The organism is Agrobacterium sp. M50-1 (assembly GCF_049843495.1).
Classification (GTDB): Bacteria; Pseudomonadota; Alphaproteobacteria; order Rhizobiales; family Rhizobiaceae; genus Agrobacterium; species Agrobacterium radiobacter.
The window spans coordinates 128,112-144,763 of the sequence record NZ_JBBHZH010000010.1 but is presented as its reverse complement, the minus strand read 5'-3'; the positions used below and the strand labels follow the sequence as shown (position 1 = coordinate 144,763).

General features: G+C 59.1%; 17 protein-coding genes. 10 read left to right on the top strand and 7 right to left on the bottom strand.

The genetic code is table 11. From position 1 onward, the window contains the following. From WDZ78_RS21165 to WDZ78_RS21155, 3 genes are all read right to left on the bottom strand, one after another. Window positions 1–634: ChaN family lipoprotein (locus WDZ78_RS21165; protein ID WP_425674146.1), on the bottom strand; the 634-nt coding region annotated here is incomplete at its 3' end. Window positions 635–1,098: 464 nt separating this feature from the next. Beyond that, complete coding sequence (locus WDZ78_RS21160; RefSeq protein ID WP_026372366.1) at window positions 1,099–1,461, bottom strand: type II toxin-antitoxin system RelE/ParE family toxin; 363 nt, start codon at window positions 1,459–1,461, stop codon at window positions 1,099–1,101. A 2-nt stretch (window positions 1,462–1,463) separates the two neighbouring features. Then, window positions 1,464–1,715, bottom strand: a complete 252-nt coding sequence (locus WDZ78_RS21155; RefSeq protein ID WP_006312048.1) for a ribbon-helix-helix domain-containing protein — start codon at window positions 1,713–1,715, stop codon at window positions 1,464–1,466. Window positions 1,716–2,017: 302 nt separating this feature from the next. Between WDZ78_RS21155 and WDZ78_RS21150 the strand changes: the two genes are divergently transcribed. The 10 genes from WDZ78_RS21150 (at window position 2,018) to WDZ78_RS21105 (ending at window position 14,047) form a co-directional block, all read left to right on the top strand. Beyond that, entirely contained in the window at window positions 2,018–3,226 is a 1,209-nt protein-coding gene (locus WDZ78_RS21150; protein ID WP_425674145.1) for an MFS transporter, read from the top strand. 368 nt (window positions 3,227–3,594) lie between these two features. Further along, window positions 3,595–4,104, top strand: a complete 510-nt coding sequence (locus WDZ78_RS21145) for a cytochrome P460 family protein (protein WP_425674144.1) — start codon at window positions 3,595–3,597, stop codon at window positions 4,102–4,104. Between the two features lie 181 nt (window positions 4,105–4,285). Further along, the gene (locus WDZ78_RS21140) at window positions 4,286–6,031 is read left to right on the top strand and encodes a cytochrome c biogenesis protein DipZ (RefSeq protein WP_425674151.1); all 1,746 of its coding nucleotides are present in this window, start codon (window positions 4,286–4,288) and stop codon (window positions 6,029–6,031) included. A gap of 45 nt (window positions 6,032–6,076) precedes the next feature. Then, window positions 6,077–6,835 carry an alpha/beta fold hydrolase gene (locus tag WDZ78_RS21135; RefSeq protein WP_425674150.1) on the top strand — a complete coding sequence of 253 codons (759 nt, stop codon included), beginning with the start codon at window positions 6,077–6,079 and terminating at the stop codon, window positions 6,833–6,835. Between the two features lie 201 nt (window positions 6,836–7,036). Continuing rightward, on the top strand, window positions 7,037–8,083 hold the full coding sequence (locus WDZ78_RS21130) for an alpha/beta fold hydrolase (RefSeq protein WP_425674143.1): 1,047 nt from the start codon (window positions 7,037–7,039) through the stop codon (window positions 8,081–8,083). 95 nt (window positions 8,084–8,178) lie between these two features. Next, a complete protein-coding gene (locus tag WDZ78_RS21125; protein WP_003508322.1) occupies window positions 8,179–8,919 on the top strand; it encodes a response regulator in 741 nt (246 codons plus the stop codon). Next, complete coding sequence (locus tag WDZ78_RS21120) at window positions 8,916–10,232, top strand: ATP-binding protein (protein ID WP_425674142.1); 1,317 nt, start codon at window positions 8,916–8,918, stop codon at window positions 10,230–10,232. The genes WDZ78_RS21125 and WDZ78_RS21120 overlap by 4 nt, the downstream gene beginning before the upstream one ends. 149 nt (window positions 10,233–10,381) lie before the next feature. Further along, the gene (locus tag WDZ78_RS21115) at window positions 10,382–10,798 is read left to right on the top strand and encodes an organic hydroperoxide resistance protein (protein WP_060726459.1); all 417 of its coding nucleotides are present in this window, start codon (window positions 10,382–10,384) and stop codon (window positions 10,796–10,798) included. A gap of 310 nt (window positions 10,799–11,108) precedes the next feature. Next, window positions 11,109–12,527, top strand: a complete 1,419-nt coding sequence (locus tag WDZ78_RS21110) for an aldehyde dehydrogenase family protein (RefSeq protein WP_425674141.1) — start codon at window positions 11,109–11,111, stop codon at window positions 12,525–12,527. Window positions 12,528–12,799: 272 nt separating this feature from the next. Beyond that, window positions 12,800–14,047: an epoxide hydrolase family protein gene (locus tag WDZ78_RS21105; protein WP_425674149.1), complete on the top strand. Its 1,248-nt coding sequence runs from the start codon at window positions 12,800–12,802 to the stop codon at window positions 14,045–14,047. 153 nt (window positions 14,048–14,200) lie between these two features. Here the strand turns inward: WDZ78_RS21105 and WDZ78_RS21100 are convergent, their stop codons facing one another. The 4 genes from WDZ78_RS21100 to WDZ78_RS21085 all read right to left on the bottom strand — a co-directional run bounded on the left by WDZ78_RS21100 (window position 14,201) and on the right by WDZ78_RS21085 (window position 16,311). Further along, window positions 14,201–14,404, bottom strand: coding sequence for a hypothetical protein (locus WDZ78_RS21100; RefSeq protein WP_425674140.1), 204 nt, complete (start codon window positions 14,402–14,404; stop codon window positions 14,201–14,203). 150 nt (window positions 14,405–14,554) lie between these two features. Beyond that, window positions 14,555–14,725, bottom strand: coding sequence for a hypothetical protein (locus tag WDZ78_RS21095; protein ID WP_425674139.1), 171 nt, complete (start codon window positions 14,723–14,725; stop codon window positions 14,555–14,557). 67 nt (window positions 14,726–14,792) lie between these two features. Beyond that, on the bottom strand, window positions 14,793–15,773 hold the full coding sequence (locus WDZ78_RS21090) for an alpha/beta fold hydrolase (RefSeq protein WP_425674138.1): 981 nt from the start codon (window positions 15,771–15,773) through the stop codon (window positions 14,793–14,795). A 19-nt stretch (window positions 15,774–15,792) separates the two neighbouring features. Beyond that, a complete protein-coding gene (locus WDZ78_RS21085; RefSeq protein WP_080866676.1) occupies window positions 15,793–16,311 on the bottom strand; it encodes a Dps family protein in 519 nt (172 codons plus the stop codon). Window positions 16,312–16,652: the final 341 nt, after the last annotated feature.

Sequence of the window (16,652 nt, the reverse complement as noted above, 5' to 3'; positions counted from 1 at the left end):
CATCACCAGCATGTGATTTCGCGACTTCAGATTTTACACTATTGAAATCCACTACAAGCTCCTGATCTGGTTGGATATCCAGTTCTGTGCGCATTCTCCTCGGGAGAGCTAAGAACCCGAAGTTGTTTACATGTCGCATCAACTCACTATCCATACCAGCATGCGCTATCGCTAACCCCCATTTCCTCCCAGCTTCAAAAATTGGCATGTATGCTTCCCAAACAGGCCAACCACGCTCGGTCCATTGCAACGCTTTTTCTAAATCTTTGCCGGAAATTGTTCCTTTTTTGAATGCGAAAGCGTTATCCTCATGCCGTGGTTCTAACATCTCAAACAAAACGGAATTAAAGCGACCAGAGTTGCCCAAATTTGAAATCAGGTGTGACTGGATGTTATGATGCCTAATATTGTTGTGCACCTCCCCGATAAGTACGTAATCAGCGAGTGTAGCCCGTTTGATTACCTCAACTACACTCACTCTCCGACCAGAGGCGTCATAGATCGCCTCGACATAGCTGGACCGGCACTCGTAAACGTCTTCACGCGCAATATCTGCCGTAGAATTCACCGGCATTCCCGGTCGGCAACCCGCTAAGAAAAACATCAAAGAAATTAAATATATCTTCTTAATCAAAGTATTTCCAAATATAAAAATCATTGCAAAACAAATTAAGGCATAGTTTCAGTAATCAATTAAATAATTACTACTAATTCTTAATTCTGCAGCACCATCGGTTCTGACTTGTCAAATTAGCTGCATCCCTTAGTCACAATGCTCCAGCACCATGGTCCGCCCTCAGACCCAGAATATGAGAGTGATCCTGTGTAGTCACATCAAAATCAACTGATACCGCACACTCAAAAAGTCTCGAGAAACTGGAAATTAATTTGCAAAACAAGCGAAAATGCCAAACCGATTCCACGTAGATTCAAAATGCTCAAGCTAATGGCATCCAACTGGAACACCCAGTTTTTGACTGTTTGCGGATTTGTTGAAATATTCTGAAAAGTGTACGGGAGAGGTAGCTAGAATCTAAAAACGCCGGAGCATGGCTCTGGCGTTTTACTTTTGAGGCTACCGGCCCCTTCCCACCCGCTCTAACCAGTTTGGATAATGCCTCTGGCATCTAGCGCCGTGAGATCTTCTCGCAGGCGCACCGCCATATCCATCCGTTCATGCAGGATACTCATCACGCCAAGGTCGCCGTTATCAAGCTTTCGGAAAAACAGGTAGTGATGCTCATACCGGCTGAAATAAGCCTCACGCATGATATCGCCGGGAACGGCAAGCCTTTGGGGAAGACGCCGCCAAAGCAGATGGTTGTCGCAGAGGCGCTGCAAATGCGCGTGCAGGCCACGTATATAGGTCTCAGCCTGCGCTTCACCCCAAGTATCCACGGTGTCGCGCCAGATTTTATCCTGTGCGGCATCGGCAGGCGCATAAAAGCGATAAGCTGCCATAACTAGCGACGCTTGTTTCGGCCGATTACATCGTCAGCAGAGACGGCTATAAACTCGCTGTCATCCGCGCGCATGGCAGGAGCCAGTTCCTTTTGCAAGGCATCCCATGCTTCGTCACGGGTTTGCAGGTCACGCCGGATAAGCGCTCGAATATATTCGCTCGCATTCTCATAAAGACCGTCATCACCAATCTGCTGCTGGATATGGTCTTGCAATGCTCCGCTAACTTTGACGTGAATGCTACCTGACGGCATGAAGTTTTCCTTTCGCTCTTCTCAACTATGAGAAGCGTAGCATATATTGTCAATATTCATCACAGGCTCCGGCAACTGGCGTATAAATTGATAGCTCTTCGAGGCGGACACGTTCACTTTCCGTATAGTCGGCGATTGCTTTCCAGTCAGGTTATGAACCTAGGGCATGCGGCCCAGCACATTCACACCCGAACGTTGTGCAACGCACAAAATTCGGAGGAATAGGCATGAAATTCGGATTTTTAGATACATATCATCCGAAAAAATTCGTCTAAAACTCTCTCAACTCAAGGAGAGAGACCATGACGGACACGACATCAGAATTTGATGGGTCAACAATTACCCTGGAGGCCACCGAGGAACCCGCGTGGACAGCTGCGACCTGGTTTGCGGTTCTTTCGATGGCGGCCACCAGTTTTGCGCTGGTATCGGCCGAGTTTTTGCCAGCGGGATTGTTGACGCCCATGGCGCGCGATCTCGGCATTACCGAGGGTACAGCCGGGCAGGTTGTGACGGCGACAGCTTCCGTGGGCGCCGTGACGGCTTTGCTGAGCAATGTTCTCATCGGCAAACTAAACCGCAAGACCGTGCTTGTCGGGCTTAGCGCGCTGGCGATCGGCTCCAACATTCTCGCATCAGTTGCTGCCGATTTCTGGCTATTGTTGGTGGGCCGGGCGGGACTGGGGATCGCGCTCAGCGGTTTCTGGGCGCTTTCGGTTGCGGTTGTGGCGCGGCTCGTTGGCGCGAATTCGACCGGGCGCGGCATGGCTATCGTCACCCTCGGCGTTTCGCTTGCCACCATTGCGGCCCCTTCAATGGGCGCCTTGATCAGCGACTGGCTGGGATGGCGCATCGCCATGTCTATGACGGCGGGGCTCGCCATAATTGCCATGCTGCTGCAGATCCTCAGCCTGCCATCGCTGCCGGCAAGTACAAGCAACAGTCTTTCCGACGTTTTCCGGCTGACGCGGCGGCGCAGCGTTCAGCTGGGGATGCTGGCAATCCTGTTGCTGATGACGGGGCATTTTGCCGGTTCGGTCTATGTGCGTCCCTTCCTCGAACAGGTGACGCTGCTTGAGACCACGCCGATTGCCCTCGCCCTGCTCGGCTTTGGCGTCGCTTCGGTGATCGGCAATGTGCTGGGGGGCCGGATGGCTGACACCAGTATCCGCCTCGCACTCATCGTCACCGCCGCCCTGATGGCATTTGCGACGATCGCCCTCGTTATCTGGGGTGTTCATACCGGCGCCGCATTTGCTCTCGTCGCCCTTTGGGGCCTTGCCTTCGGCATGGCGCCTGTGGTGCTGCCGACCAACCTTTCCCGCGGCGCACCCGATGCTCTCGAGGCAGCAGGCAGCCTGATGGTCGTTTCCTTTCAGGTGGCCATCAGTATCGGTGCGGTTTTTGGCGGCTATATCGTCGATTCCTACGGCGCTACTGCTCCGTTGGCGCTGACCGCGATACTGGCTGCATCCACGGTGGCTGTGGCCCTGCTGCAGCGTCCTGACTGACCGTTGCCTTTTCCTCCTCGTAACACCTTGGAGGCAAGGCATCTGATTGCGCGCAATTGTGCTGGCGTTGCCCGACGCCAGCACGCATGTTTTTAACGCTCCCCGTTACCGGCTTCCGGTATCACCCCGTCGTTCCTGCGTATCTGCCTGCCGCCGCTTCGGGAATGTTTCTTGGCCGGCGACGCTGGTTTGCTGTCGCCAGCGGCGAAACGATGAAGAACGCGTCGCGGGAAAGGCTGATCCCGCCAAAGGCGTGATGGCGCAGCCCCTGCTACGATCTGATACATAAATGCCGGTTTCATGAAACATGCCGGATACCTGCGGCGCAGATCATTGCCTGATCTTTTTCGGATCAGGCAGGATGTGTCATGAAGAGCCAGATTTTCTTTGCCGTCGCTCTCTCGGTTGCGGGAGCAGGTTTTGGGGCCGCTTATTCGAGCTTTGCGGACACGCCGCCGGAAAATGCCTCTCCCATCTATGGTGTCACGCTTCCCGAAGGATATCGTGACTGGAAGTTCATCGCGCCCGCGCAGGAAGCGCCGCCGCTGGACGAGCTTCGCGCTGTTTTGGCAAATGATATCGCCGTCAACGCCTATAAGAGCGGAAACCTGCCCTTTCCCGACGGCTCGATACTGGTGAAGCTTGCCTATAAGCGGCAGCAATCCACGGAGTTTCCTCCGGCCACGGTGCCGGGAGCAGCAACCACCGTGCAGGTGATGGTGAAAGATTCCAAGAAATATGCCGGCAGCCACGGCTGGGGCTTCGGGCGGTTTGTCAACGGCAAGCCGGTGGATGCCGCACAGCATGAGACCTGTCTCTCCTGCCACGAAGGCAACGTCAAGGACCATGATTTCGTCTTCACGCGCTATGCGCAGTGACGAATGACGAGGTCGTGCGGTTTCGCTTTCGCGGCCGTGCGCCGGAGGCGGCTTTTACACTCGATTACAAATTCACCGAAGCCCCGACACATCAGGGATACGTAAGGCCGGGAAATTGGCGCCATCGCCGGGTCGCCTTCGCCGCCCGGAGCCCCGAACTCCTGCATGAAAGGACACGATGATGACGTTTCTGGTCATTGCCTATCTCGGAGGGGCGCTGACAATTCTCAGCCCCTGTATCCTGCCCATCCTTCCCTTCGTTTTTGCGCGGGCGGGGCAACCGTTTCTGCGCAGCACGCTGCCCCTGCTTACGGGAATGGCGGCAACCTTTTGCGCCGTCGCGACGCTGGCGGCGGTGGGCGGTAGCTGGGCAATCAGCGCCAATGAATATGGCCGACTCGTGGCTCTTGTGTTGCTTGCGATCTTCGGTGTCGGCCTGATTTCGCCCCGCGCGGCCAGCATCATCACCCGCCCGGTCGTTGACCTCGGTAACCGGCTCGCCAATGCCGCCGGCAAGCCCGGGTCAGTACCGACGATTGCGGGCTCGCTGATACTCGGCATCGCCACCGGCCTTTTGTGGGCACCCTGCGCGGGACCAATCCTCGGGCTTGTCCTGACGGGGGCAGCCCTGAAGGGGGCCAATCTGGAAACGAGCCTGCTGCTTGCCGCCTATGCCGCCGGGGCCGCGACCTCCCTTGCCGTCGCCATTCTCGTCGGCGGCAGGTTATTTGCGGGTATGAAGAGGTCTCTGGGTTTCAGCGAGCGGATCCGCCAGGCGCTTGGCGCGGCGGTGCTTGCCGGCGTCACGGTCATCGCGCTCGGGCTGGATACGGGTTTCCTGTCGCAGATTTCCTATGCGAGCACGGCATCCTTCGAACAGCAGGTGCTCGACCGGCTCCACACCGCCAAAGCGCCTGAAGTGGCGGCGGCGGGCGTCAGCGCTGCCGCCGCCCGGTCGGAGCTGCCGGTTGAGGGCAAGGCCCCATCCCTCGACGGCGCCGTGGAGTGGCTGAATTCCCCGCCGCTCACGCGCGAGCAATTGCGTGGCAAGGTCGTCCTCATCGACTTCTGGACCTATTCCTGCATCAACTGCATCCGCACCATTCCCTATGTGCGGGCCTGGGCGGACAAATACCGGGATCAGGGCCTCGTCGTCATCGGCGTTCACGCCCCCGAATTCGCTTTTGAAAAGAAGACCGACAATGTCCGCCAGGCCGTCACCGGCTTCAAGATCGATTACCCGGTGGCAATCGACAATGATTACAAGATCTGGCGCGCCTTTGATAACAGCTATTGGCCGGCGCATTACCTGATCGATGCCAGGGGCCAGATTCGCTACCACCATTTCGGCGAGGGCAACTACCGGCAGACCGAAGAGGCGATCCAGGACCTGCTGCGCGAGGCCGGCAGCAGCGCCTCCGCCAGCGCGCCGGTGAGCCCGGAGGCGATAGGAGCCGAAGCCGGTGCGGATATCGGGCACATGCGCTCGGGCGAAACCTATATCGGCTACCGACAGGCTGAGAATTTTGCATCCAACGAGGCGGTGCGCGCGGACACGCCGCGCGACTATTCCGTCACGACGCCTTCTCTCAACGAATGGGGACTTTCCGGTACCTGGACGGTTGGCGCGGAGGCGGCCACACTTGATGCGGCTGATGGCGGCATAACCTACCGCTTCAGCGCCCGTGACCTGCATCTGGTCCTTGGGCCGGACGCCGCCGGAAAACCGGTTCGTTTCCAGGTCACCATCGACGGGCGTCCGCCGGGTGCGGATCATGGCGCCGACACGGATGCCGAGGGCAATGGCGTCGTCACCTCAACCCGTCTTTACCAGCTCGTCCGCCAGTCCGGCGCCGTCGAAGCAAGAACCTTTGCCATCCGCTTCCTCGATCCCGGCGTGCAGGCCTATGCCTTCACGTTCGGCTGACCCGGATTTTCGTCCCGTTCCCATCAAAACCAAAGGAGAAACATGATGCACCGTCGTCTCATGCCAAAACTCGCGCTTGCCATCGCAACCGCACTGATTGCTTTTGCCGCACAGGCGGCAGAGGTGAAGAATATCGTCATCGTCCATGGCGCGCTGGCCGACGGTTCGGCCTGGCGCAGGGCGACAGACATCCTTGAGAGCCGTGGTTTCAACGTCACGATCGTGCAGGAGCCCATCACCTCTCTTGCCGATGACGTGGCGGCCACCAACCGTGTTCTCGATCTCCAGCAGGGGCCGAGCCTGCTTGTCGGGCACAGCTACAGCGGGATGGTGATCTCGGAAGCGGGTAACCGGCCGGATGTGGCCGGGCTGGTCTATGTCGCCGCCTTCCAGCCGGAGAAGGGAGAGAGCCTTCTCGACCTCGCCGGCTCGAAACCACCGGCCGGCAACGGCATCAAGCCGACGAAGGATGGCGCATTCCTTTATCTCAATCCCGCCGTCTTTGGACAAGATTTCGCCGGCGATCTGCCGCGTGAGGACGCGGCCTTCATGGCAAGAAGTCAGGTCTTCGCCGCCAAGGCCGCCTTTGCCGCCAAAGCCGGCGAGCCCGCCTGGAAAACCAAGAAAAGCTGGTCGATTGTCGCAACGCAGGACCGGTCGATCAACCCCGATCTCGAGCGCGACATGGCCAAGCGCGCCGGCAGTGCGGTGACCGAGATTGCGGCAAGCCATGCGGTCTTCGCCTCCCAGCCCGAAAAGGTCGCAGACGTCATCGAACAGGCCGCCCGGCAATCCGCGAAATAAACCGCGCCCGCCTCGAAACCCAACACAGCCGCCCCAGACACCGGGGCGGCTGATTGCGTCCAGAGGGCTGACCGAATGTATCAGTCTGTATCCGGAATGCCCCCTGCTACAAAACCATTCACATTCGTCCCCCTTGGGACACATCGAGGATACACGCACCGCGTTACCTGCCCGCATCCAACATGGACAGGAGAGACAGCAATGAATTCCGAGATCAATTTCCAGCGCCGCCGCTTCTTCGGCATTGCCACAATGACAGTTGCCGCCGTCGAATTCGGGGCCGCAGGCCTTGCTCATGCCAAGGGCGAAGCGCCTTCGACTCAGCCGTCAACCGGACGCGACGGAGCCACCTCCTTTGGCGCCCTGAAGCAGGTTGAAGCGGGCGTACTCAGCGTCGGTTATGCAGAAGCCGGCCCTGCAGACGGCCCGGTCGTGCTGCTGCTGCACGGATGGCCTTATGACATCTACAGCTATGTCGATGTCGCACCCATCCTTGCATCGGCTGGTTATCGGGTACTCATCCCCTATCTGCGCGGATATGGCACGACCCGTTTTCTCTCGGACGACACGGCACGCAACGGACAGCAGGCGGCGCTTGCGGTCGACATGATCGCCTTTCTCGACGCGCTCGGCGTCAAGCAGGCCGTCGTGGCCGGTTATGACTGGGGCGCTCGCACCGCCGACATCATGGCCGCACTCTGGCCCGAACGTTGCACCGGGCTCGTATCGGTCAGCGGCTATCTTATCGGCAGCCAGGAGATCAACAGGAAGCCGCTTCCGCCCAAGGCGGAACTCTCCTGGTGGTATCAGTTCTATTTCGCGACGGAACGCGGCCGTGCGGGCTATGCCGCCAACACCCGCGACTTCGTGCGCCTGATCTGGCAGACGGCATCTCCGACCTGGAAATTCAGCGACGAGACCTTCAATCGTTCGGCCCCCGCATTCGACAATCCCGACCATGTGGCCATCACCATCCATAACTACCGCTGGCGGCTTGCACTGGCAGACGGGGAAGCCAAGTACGATAATTACGAGCGCCAGCTTGCGAAACTTCCCGTCATCACCGTGCCGACGATAACGCTGGAAGGCGACGCCAACGGTGCTCCGCATCCGGACCCTTCCGCCTATGCATCGAAGTTTTCCGGCAAGTACCAGCATCGCAACATCAGCGGCGGCATAGGCCATAACCTGCCTCAGGAAGCGCCAGAGGCTTTTGCCAGGGCTGTTCTGGACGTCGCAAAGCTTTAAACTTGCCGAAGCCCGCGAACCGTTGTCTTACTGCATGTGACAGCGGGGCGCGCGGTAGCGGGCCACTCGAACCGTCCGGACGACGAAGGCATCCAATGGACCATATCGACCATATTCTCGTCGTGGACGACGACAGGGAAATCCGGGAGCTGGTCTCCAGCTACCTGAAGAAGAACGGCCTGCGTACGAGCGTGGCGGCCGATGGACGGCAGATGAGAAGTTTTCTCGACGGCAACACCGTCGATCTCATCGTGCTCGACGTGATGATGCCTGGCGATGACGGGCTAGTTCTATGCCGCGAGTTGCGGGCGGGGAAACACAAAGCCACGCCGGTGCTGATGCTGACCGCCCGGGATGACGAGATGGATCGCATTATCGGGCTCGAAATGGGCGCCGACGACTATCTGTCGAAGCCCTTCGCTGCCCGCGAACTTCTTGCGCGGATCAAAGCCATCCTGCGCCGCACGCGGATGCTGCCTCCCAATCTGCAGATCAGCGAGGCCGGGCAGCTCCTGACCTTTGGTGAGTGGCGCCTCGACACGGTGGGCCGTCACCTGCTCGACAGGGAGGGCACGACCGTGGCCTTGAGCGGCGCTGAATACCGGCTCCTCAGGGTCTTCATCGATCATCCCCAGCGCGTCCTCAACCGGGACCAGCTGTTAAATCTAACGCAAGGCCGCGATGCCGAACTTTTCGACCGGTCGATCGATCTTCTCGTGAGCCGCGTGCGCCAAAGGCTGGGGGATGACGCGCGCGAACCCGTCTACATCAAGACGGTGCGGGCGGAAGGCTATGTCTTTGCGGTGCCCGTGGAGATTTCGGAGCCGAGGATATGAACGGCCCACGCCTGCTCGCCGGCTGGTGGCCGCGCTCGTTGCGGTCCAGACTTTTCATCATCCTGTTTGCGGGCCTCGCCATTGCCTACGGTCTGTCGTTCAGCATCCTCTTTGCCGAACGATATATGTCGGCAAAGGCTGTTATGCTCGGCACTCTTGAGCAGGATCTGGCTGTATCGATCGCCATAATCGACCGCCTGCCTGCGGAAGAGCGGGCGCAATGGGTCCATCGCCTGAGCCGCAGCAATTATCAGCTCGTCCTCGGCCCGGGTGTTCCAGGTGTTTCCGACATGTCTGGCCGCGGCGCTGAAATTGCGCAGAGGATCGAGGAGGCAGCAGGACACCGTTTCCCCGTCAAGGTCGAGTCCATTCCCGGCGACGGCAAGCGGCTTCAGGCGCATCTGACGCTATCGGACGGCTCGCCCCTGACAATTGACGTGACACCGCGCGGCGTGATGCCCTTGGCGGAATGGCTGCCTTATGTCTTCGCCGCGCAGATGGCGCTTCTTCTTCTGTGCACCTGGTTTGCAGTGCGACAGACGACCAGACCGCTCAGCGCGCTGGCTGCGGCAGCGGAAGCGTTGGATCCGGGGGAAAAGGGGTTGCCGATGAGTGAGAGCGGCCCAAGCGAAGTTGTCCACGCCGCCCGCGCCTTCAACGCGATGCGCGATCGCGTCGCCCAATATCTCGAGGAGCGGGTCCAGATTCTCGCGGCGATTTCGCACGACCTGCAGACGCCCATCACCCGGATGCGGTTGCGGGCCGATATGGCAGACGATACGCCGGAAAAGGAAAAGCTGGTCAGTGACCTGCGTGAAATCGAACGCCTGGTGCAGGATGGGATCGCTTACGCACGCAGCGCTCACGGCAATGGCGAGAAATCCTCCCGTATCGATCTGGCCTCTTTCATCGACAGCATCGCCTACGACTATCAGGATACCGGAAAAGCCGTAACAGTTGCCGGCATGGTGCGCGGCACAGCGTCGACAAAGCCACATGCATTGCGAAGAATCCTGACGAACTTCATAGATAACGCCCTCAAATTCGCCGGCAGCGCCGAGATTAAAGTGGACCGGCGTCCTGAAGGCACCGTGGTCATCACGGTGCTCGATCGGGGGCCGGGCATCCCCGACGAGATGTTGCAAAATGCCACGCAGCCCTTCTTCCGGATTGAAACATCGAGAAACCGCGACACGGGCGGAACAGGTCTCGGACTGGCGATCGCGCAGCAGCTCACCGGAACGATCGGCGGCTCGGTTCGCCTCTATAACAGGCAGGGCGGCGGGCTTGCGGCCGAGGTGGCCTTTCCCTGACAGGGATGCGGGTCGACGATAACCAGTGACAAAGCGCCGATACTTTTCGATACAGTTTCGCAGTTTCCGGAAACATGCCGGATACGCTGATCCATCACAAAGCTCCTATCACGAAACGCCGCAGCAGCGGCAAATGAAAGGAGCCTCCCATGACCAAGATCGAGACTGTTCTTTATACCGGCAAGACCCACACGACCGGCGGGCGTGACGGATCGGCGCAAAGCGATGATGGCGCGCTGGGCATCAAGCTCTCGCCTCCGGGCAGCGGAAAGCCGGGCACGAATCCCGAACAGCTTTTTGCAGCCGGCTGGTCGGCATGTTTTATCGGCGCCATGACAAAGGCGGCGGCGAAACGCCAGCTCCGGCTTCCCGCCGACACCGCCGTCGATGCGGAAGTCGACCTCGGCACGACGGGCGGCGAGTTCTTCCTGCAGGCTCGCCTGTCGGTCAGCCTGCCCGGGATCGATCGTCCCGTAGCACAGGCCATCATCGAGGATGCCCACCAGATCTGCCCCTATTCGAAGGCAACCAGGGGGAACATCGATGTTACGCTCAAGCTCGCTTAAGCCGATTGTTTCCGCCCGTGCGTTTGTCGTCGCCATCGTGTTTGCGGCGATATTCGCAGCACCGTGCGTATATGATGCTACATCCGACGAGCCCTCGCCGCTTGCAGGACTTCTGGGCGCAGTTTCATCGATGTGACCTCAAGGGAACGGCTCGGCGCCCGCCGCAGCCGTTTTCGCGTTTCAACTTCTTCCTGCCATCCCTCTGATCAACTCAAGGAAGCCTGCTTGCGACCCATGCGGCGCGCCTCCAGCGCGTTCCGCGGCGGCCAGACGAGCCGGATTTCCAACCATCTTAAACGAGGCCAGATCAATGCGATCAATTGAACACATCTATGTCGACGGTAAATTTGTGGTGCCAGACGGCAATGAACGGCTGGACCTTTTCAATCCGGCAACGGAAGAAAAAATCGGCGATGTCCGGCTTGGCAACGCCGATGATGCAAGGGCCGCAGTGGCAGCCGCGAAACGCGCTTTTCCCGCCATGGCAACATCCACCAAGGCGCAGCGTATCGATATGCTGCGCAGCCTGCGCGATACGATCGCAGAGCGACCGGATGAGCTCACGCAGGTCATGACCGAAGAATACGGCGCGCCCGCTTATTTCACGGCTTTCTCCGTTCAAAACGCAGCGTCGATTTTTGATGTTATGGCTGAGACCGTGGCGAACTACGACTTTGACCGGGTCGGGGGCAAAAGCACGGTCAAGATGCTGCCGCGCGGCGTTCTCGCCGCCATCACGCCCTGGAACAGCAATTTCGGTTTTATCGCCACCAAGCTTGCGCATGCAATCGGTTCAGGCTCGTCCCTCGTCATCAAACCGGCCGAACAGAGTGCGTTTCAGACGGATATTCTGGTGAGAAGGCTGCATCGGGCCGGCCTGCCGGCAGGGGTTTTCAACATTGTCAACGGCACGGGTCCGGTGGTCGGTGCGGCGCTGACGCAGGATCCCGACGTTGCGACCATCAGTTTCACCGGTTCCACCCAGGCTGCAAAGATCATTCAACGCGCGGCTATCGACGGCATGAAAAGAGTGGTTCTGGAGCTGGGGGGAAAAGCACCCACCATTATCCTGCCGGATGCCGACCTCGACAAGGCCATACCTGTCGCCCTGATGTCGGGCTTTGCAAACAGCGGCCAGGCCTGCGTCGCGGGTACCCGCATCCTGGCTCCGCGGTCCCGTCTCCCCGAGATTGCCGAGCGGTTGAGGATGGCGGCTGAAAAATTCAAAGTTGGCGATCCCCGTGATCCGGAGGTTCGGGTAGGCCCTCTCGCCAGCCTTGCCCAGTGGGAGAGGATCCAGACTTACATCCGGCTTGGTGTCGAAGAAGGAGCAACCCTGCTGACAGGCGGAACCGGACGACCGGCCGGGATTGAAAAAGGATGGTTCGCCCGCCCGACAATCTTCGCAGATGTCACGAACGAAATGCGCATCGCCCGCGAAGAAATCTTTGGTCCCGTCCTGTGTCTTCTCGCCTATGAGGACGAAGATGAGGCCGTCGAAATCGCCAATGATAGCGACTACGGATTGCAGGCCTATGTGCTTGGATCCGACCTCAGACGCGCCCAACACATAGCCACAAGGCTGATGGCCGGCCGCGTCGTCATCAACGGCGCCCCGCATGATCCTCGCGCGCCCTTCGGCGGTTTCAAGCAATCCGGTATCGGCAGGGAGATTGGTGCCTTCGGTCTCGACGGCATGCTCGAACCGCGAGCCGTTCTCACCCCGTAACGCGAGAAGTCTGCAGCGCCGATCCCGGCGCACTCTCCGTTCTGCTTCAGGCCGACTTTGTATCCACAAGTGTCAGCCGTGCGAAAACCGACGTTTGGTGACGCAACAGCAGGTCGAAAGAAACAGCCGGGATACGATCAACATCTACCTGTTTCGGACGCGAAATGGTCGCGGAACACATCGATATGGAGAGAAATATGACCGACGTCCTTCACCCGGAAAAAGGCGGGCACGGCACCGCGATTGTCCTTGGGTCTGCAATGGCCGTGTTGATGGCCTTAACCCCTGCCTTGGCAGTTGAGACTGTCAAACCACCCCAATCCGAAACCGCCTCTGCCGACGACAGCATCCGGCCGTTCCAGGTTCATGTCGATCAGTCACAGATTGACGACCTCAAGGCAAGGATCAGGAATGCGCGCTGGCCGGATAAGGAAACCGTTGGCGATATCTCCCAGGGCATCCAGCTGGCGCGGGTTCAGGATCTCGTTCGATACTGGGGCAGCGACTATGACTGGCGAAATGCAGAGAAAGAACTCAACGCCTTGCCGCAGTTCATCACCACGATCGACGGCGTCGACATCCACTTCATTCATGTCCGCTCACGCCATCCCAACGCCTTGCCTGTCATCCTCACCCACGGCTGGCCGGGTTCAATCTTCGAGTTCACAAAAGTCATCGGCCCGTTGACGGACCCGACCGCTTATGGCGGCAAAGCCGAAGACGCGTTCGACGTGATCATTCCCTCCATCCCCGGCTATGGTTTTTCAGGCCATCCGACCGATCTGGGCTGGGGACCGGACCGTGTTGCGCGCGCCTGGGACACCCTTGTGAAGCGCCTCGGCTACACGCGTTATGTTTCCCAGGGCGGCGATCATGGTTCGGTCATTTCCGATGCGCTTGCCCGGCAGGCGCCAAAGGGTCTGCTCGGCATTCATCTCAATATGCCGGCCACCGTTCCCGGTGCGCTGATGAAGGGCATCAACAGCGGTGATCCGGCCCCTGCGGACCTGTCTGCGCCGGAACGAAATGCCTATGACTCGCTCAAAGAGTTTTTCGGCAGGAACGCTGCCTATGGCGCAATGATGGTCACAAGACCGCAGACGATCGGCTATTCCTTGTCGGATTCACCTGTCGGTCTTGCATCCTTCATCTACGAGAAATTCGCGCAATGGAGCGACAGCAATGGCGAGCCCGAAAGCGTGCTTTCCAGGGATGAAATGCTCAACGATATCACGCTCTACTGGTTGACCAACAGCGGCGCGTCCGGCGCGCGTTTCTATTGGGAAAACAACAACAACAACTTCAGCGCGGACGCCCAGAAGACCAGGGACATCAAGATCCCCGTCGGCATCACCGTTTTCCCGAAGGAAATCTACCGGGCGCCGGAGAGCTGGAGCAGGCAGGCCTATCCATCGCTAACCTATTATCATCAGGTCGATCATGGCGGACATTTCGCCGCCTGGGAGCAGCCCGGGATTTTCTCAAGAGAGCTTCGTGACGCTTTCAGAAAACTGCGCTGAGAGACGTCATTCTGGAGGCGCGGTTCCCGGACCGCGCTTCACCACATCCTCGTCTTGCTGTCCGATTTAACGCTTGGGCGTTTCTGCACCAAAAAAGCCGTCGCTCGACACCAGTCGAGGAACGGCTTTTTCCATATCTGAGGCCAGGAGATTTCAGGCCGCAACCGGGACGCGTTCCGCCATCCACTGATCCAGCGCAGATCGCAGCATTGATCCGGACACGGCCTCCGTGGAGGCGATCCTCATCAGGTATTTTGCGGCGTCGACGGCTGTCGAGCAGCCGATCGGCAGGCGGTTCTCTTCGCAGAACTCATTCAAAATCCTTCGGATCGACAGAAGCGACACTGCGTTGGTCATCTCGGATCTCCATCATGAATACGATATTGCGCCACTTGATGGAGGAGCGTTGTGTCGAGAGTTTTCCACCGAAACCGAAAACGGTACCTCGATGTAGCCTGACTGGTTGCTGATACAATAAGCTACCGTCAAGGACGGCGATCGCATCGATCAGTCCTGAAATTTCGTTTCGTCGCTCGATGGATCCGGCTTCGCATCGAGCCGCTCTTCCGCCTCGGCTTGCCGGGACAGGGGAAGCTCCAGCTGAATATCCTCCATTTCGGGCAGGCTTGCGATGCCGTCACGAAGGGCGAGGTCTTCATAAGATGGTTTGAACGGCATCGGAATCTCCTTCCGCGCGAAAAATTGGCCGCCATCCGCTTTTTCCGGCGGCGGCCGTTTCAGGTGATCAGCTCTTCACAAAGGCCAGCAGATCCGGATTGATGACATCGGCATGGGTGGTCAGCATGCCGTGCGGATACCCCTTATACACCTTCAGCGTACCATTCTTCAGCAGTTTGACCGACAATTCGGCGGAATCCGCGATCGGCACGACCTGGTCGTCATCACCGTGGAGAACGAGCGTCGGCACCGTGATTGCCTTCAGGTCTTCCGTCTGATCGGTTTCCGAGAAGGCCTTGACGCCGTCATAATGGGCCTTGGCGCTACCCATCATGCCCTGACGCCACCAGTTCTGGACGACACCGGGATAGACTTTGGCATCGGGCCGGTTAAAGCCGTAGAACGGACCGGTCGGCACGTCGAGGAAGAACTGGGCGCGGTTTTCGGCCACGCCCTTGCGGAAGCTGTCGAAGACTTCGATCGGCAGGCCGCCGGGATTGGAAGGCGTCTTCAGCATCAGCGGCGGAACGGCGGAGACGAGCACGGCCTTGGCAACGCGGCCCTGCGGTTCGCCGAATTTGGCGACGTACCGCGCGACCTCACCGCCGCCGGTCGAGTGGCCGATGTGAACCGCATTCCTGAGATCGAGATGTTCGGCAACGGCGGATGCATCGGCGGCATAATGATCCATGTCGTGGCCGTCGCTCACCTGCTGTGAACGGCCGTGGCCGCGACGGTCATGGGCCACGACGCGGTAACCGTTCTGGGCGAAGAACAGCATCTGTGCGTCCCAGTCATCGGAGGACAAAGGCCAGCCGTGATGGAAGACGATCGGCTGGGCATCCTTCGGACCCCAGTCCTTGAAATAGATATCGACGCCGTCCTTGGTCTTTACGAATGATTCGGTCATTGGAAATTTTCCTTCGCTGCGGGATGGGATGGATTTTGAAAATGCTGTTGATGGCATGGCCATCGCAGTGGAAAGCGCGGCGCCGGCCAGCAGGACATGCCGTCTCGAAAGCGCCAGCTCGATAGGATTGTAGGTCATTTCGGTTTCCTGCCTGGTTTCAGCGGGCGCGGCGGGTGGTTTCAAACAGGAACCAGGTGCGGCGCTCGGTCTCGTCGATCCAGTTTTCGATCAGGCTGGTAGTGGCGTGGTCGTTGAGGTCGGAGGTGAGGCTGTGCGTTTGCCGCAGGATGGCGGTGAGCTGCCTGTTGTCCTCACGCAGTTCGGCGAGCATGTCCTCGGGCGTGACGAAATCGGCGTCATTATCAAGCAGACGCTGGAGGCGGCCGATATGACCGATGGAGCGGATGGTCGTGCCGCCGATCTTGCGCGCCCTTTCCGCAATATCGTCGGTCATCGCAAAGATCTGGGCGCCCTGTTCGTCCAGCAGCGTGTGATAATCACGGAAATGCGGACCGGAAACATGCCAGTGGAAATTCTTGGTCTTGATGTAGAGCGTGAAGACATCCGCCAGCAGCGCGGTCAGCGCAGCGGCGATGTCGCGGCTCGCTTCAGCGCCAAGGTCGGTCGGCGTTGCGAGTGGAAGCTTGCGGTTTTTGGCGGCTGTGGTCGTGTCCATGATCGTTCTCCTTTTGCAATCGACCGCCCGTTGTTGAGCGCCCCTGTTGCGGCTGTCTGATCGGCACCGAGGATAGAAAGAAGGATGGCTCGGGAGAAATCGGCTGCTGGTACAGTCCACCCGATACCTAAGTGTAGTTTCGGCAATTTCGGACCCGGGCTAGTTTTCACCTGTCGCCCCGCCCCAGGGCGATTGGCTCGCAGCAGCCATGAACTCCGGTGTCCCCCTCCCCCGGAGCCGCGGATCCCTCCCGATCCGCCAAGGCCGCCCCCGCCGCAGGAGGCGGCCTTTTTTTCGCTTCGGCCTCAGGCGTGCAGGCAACCTATGCCTGAGTATTATGT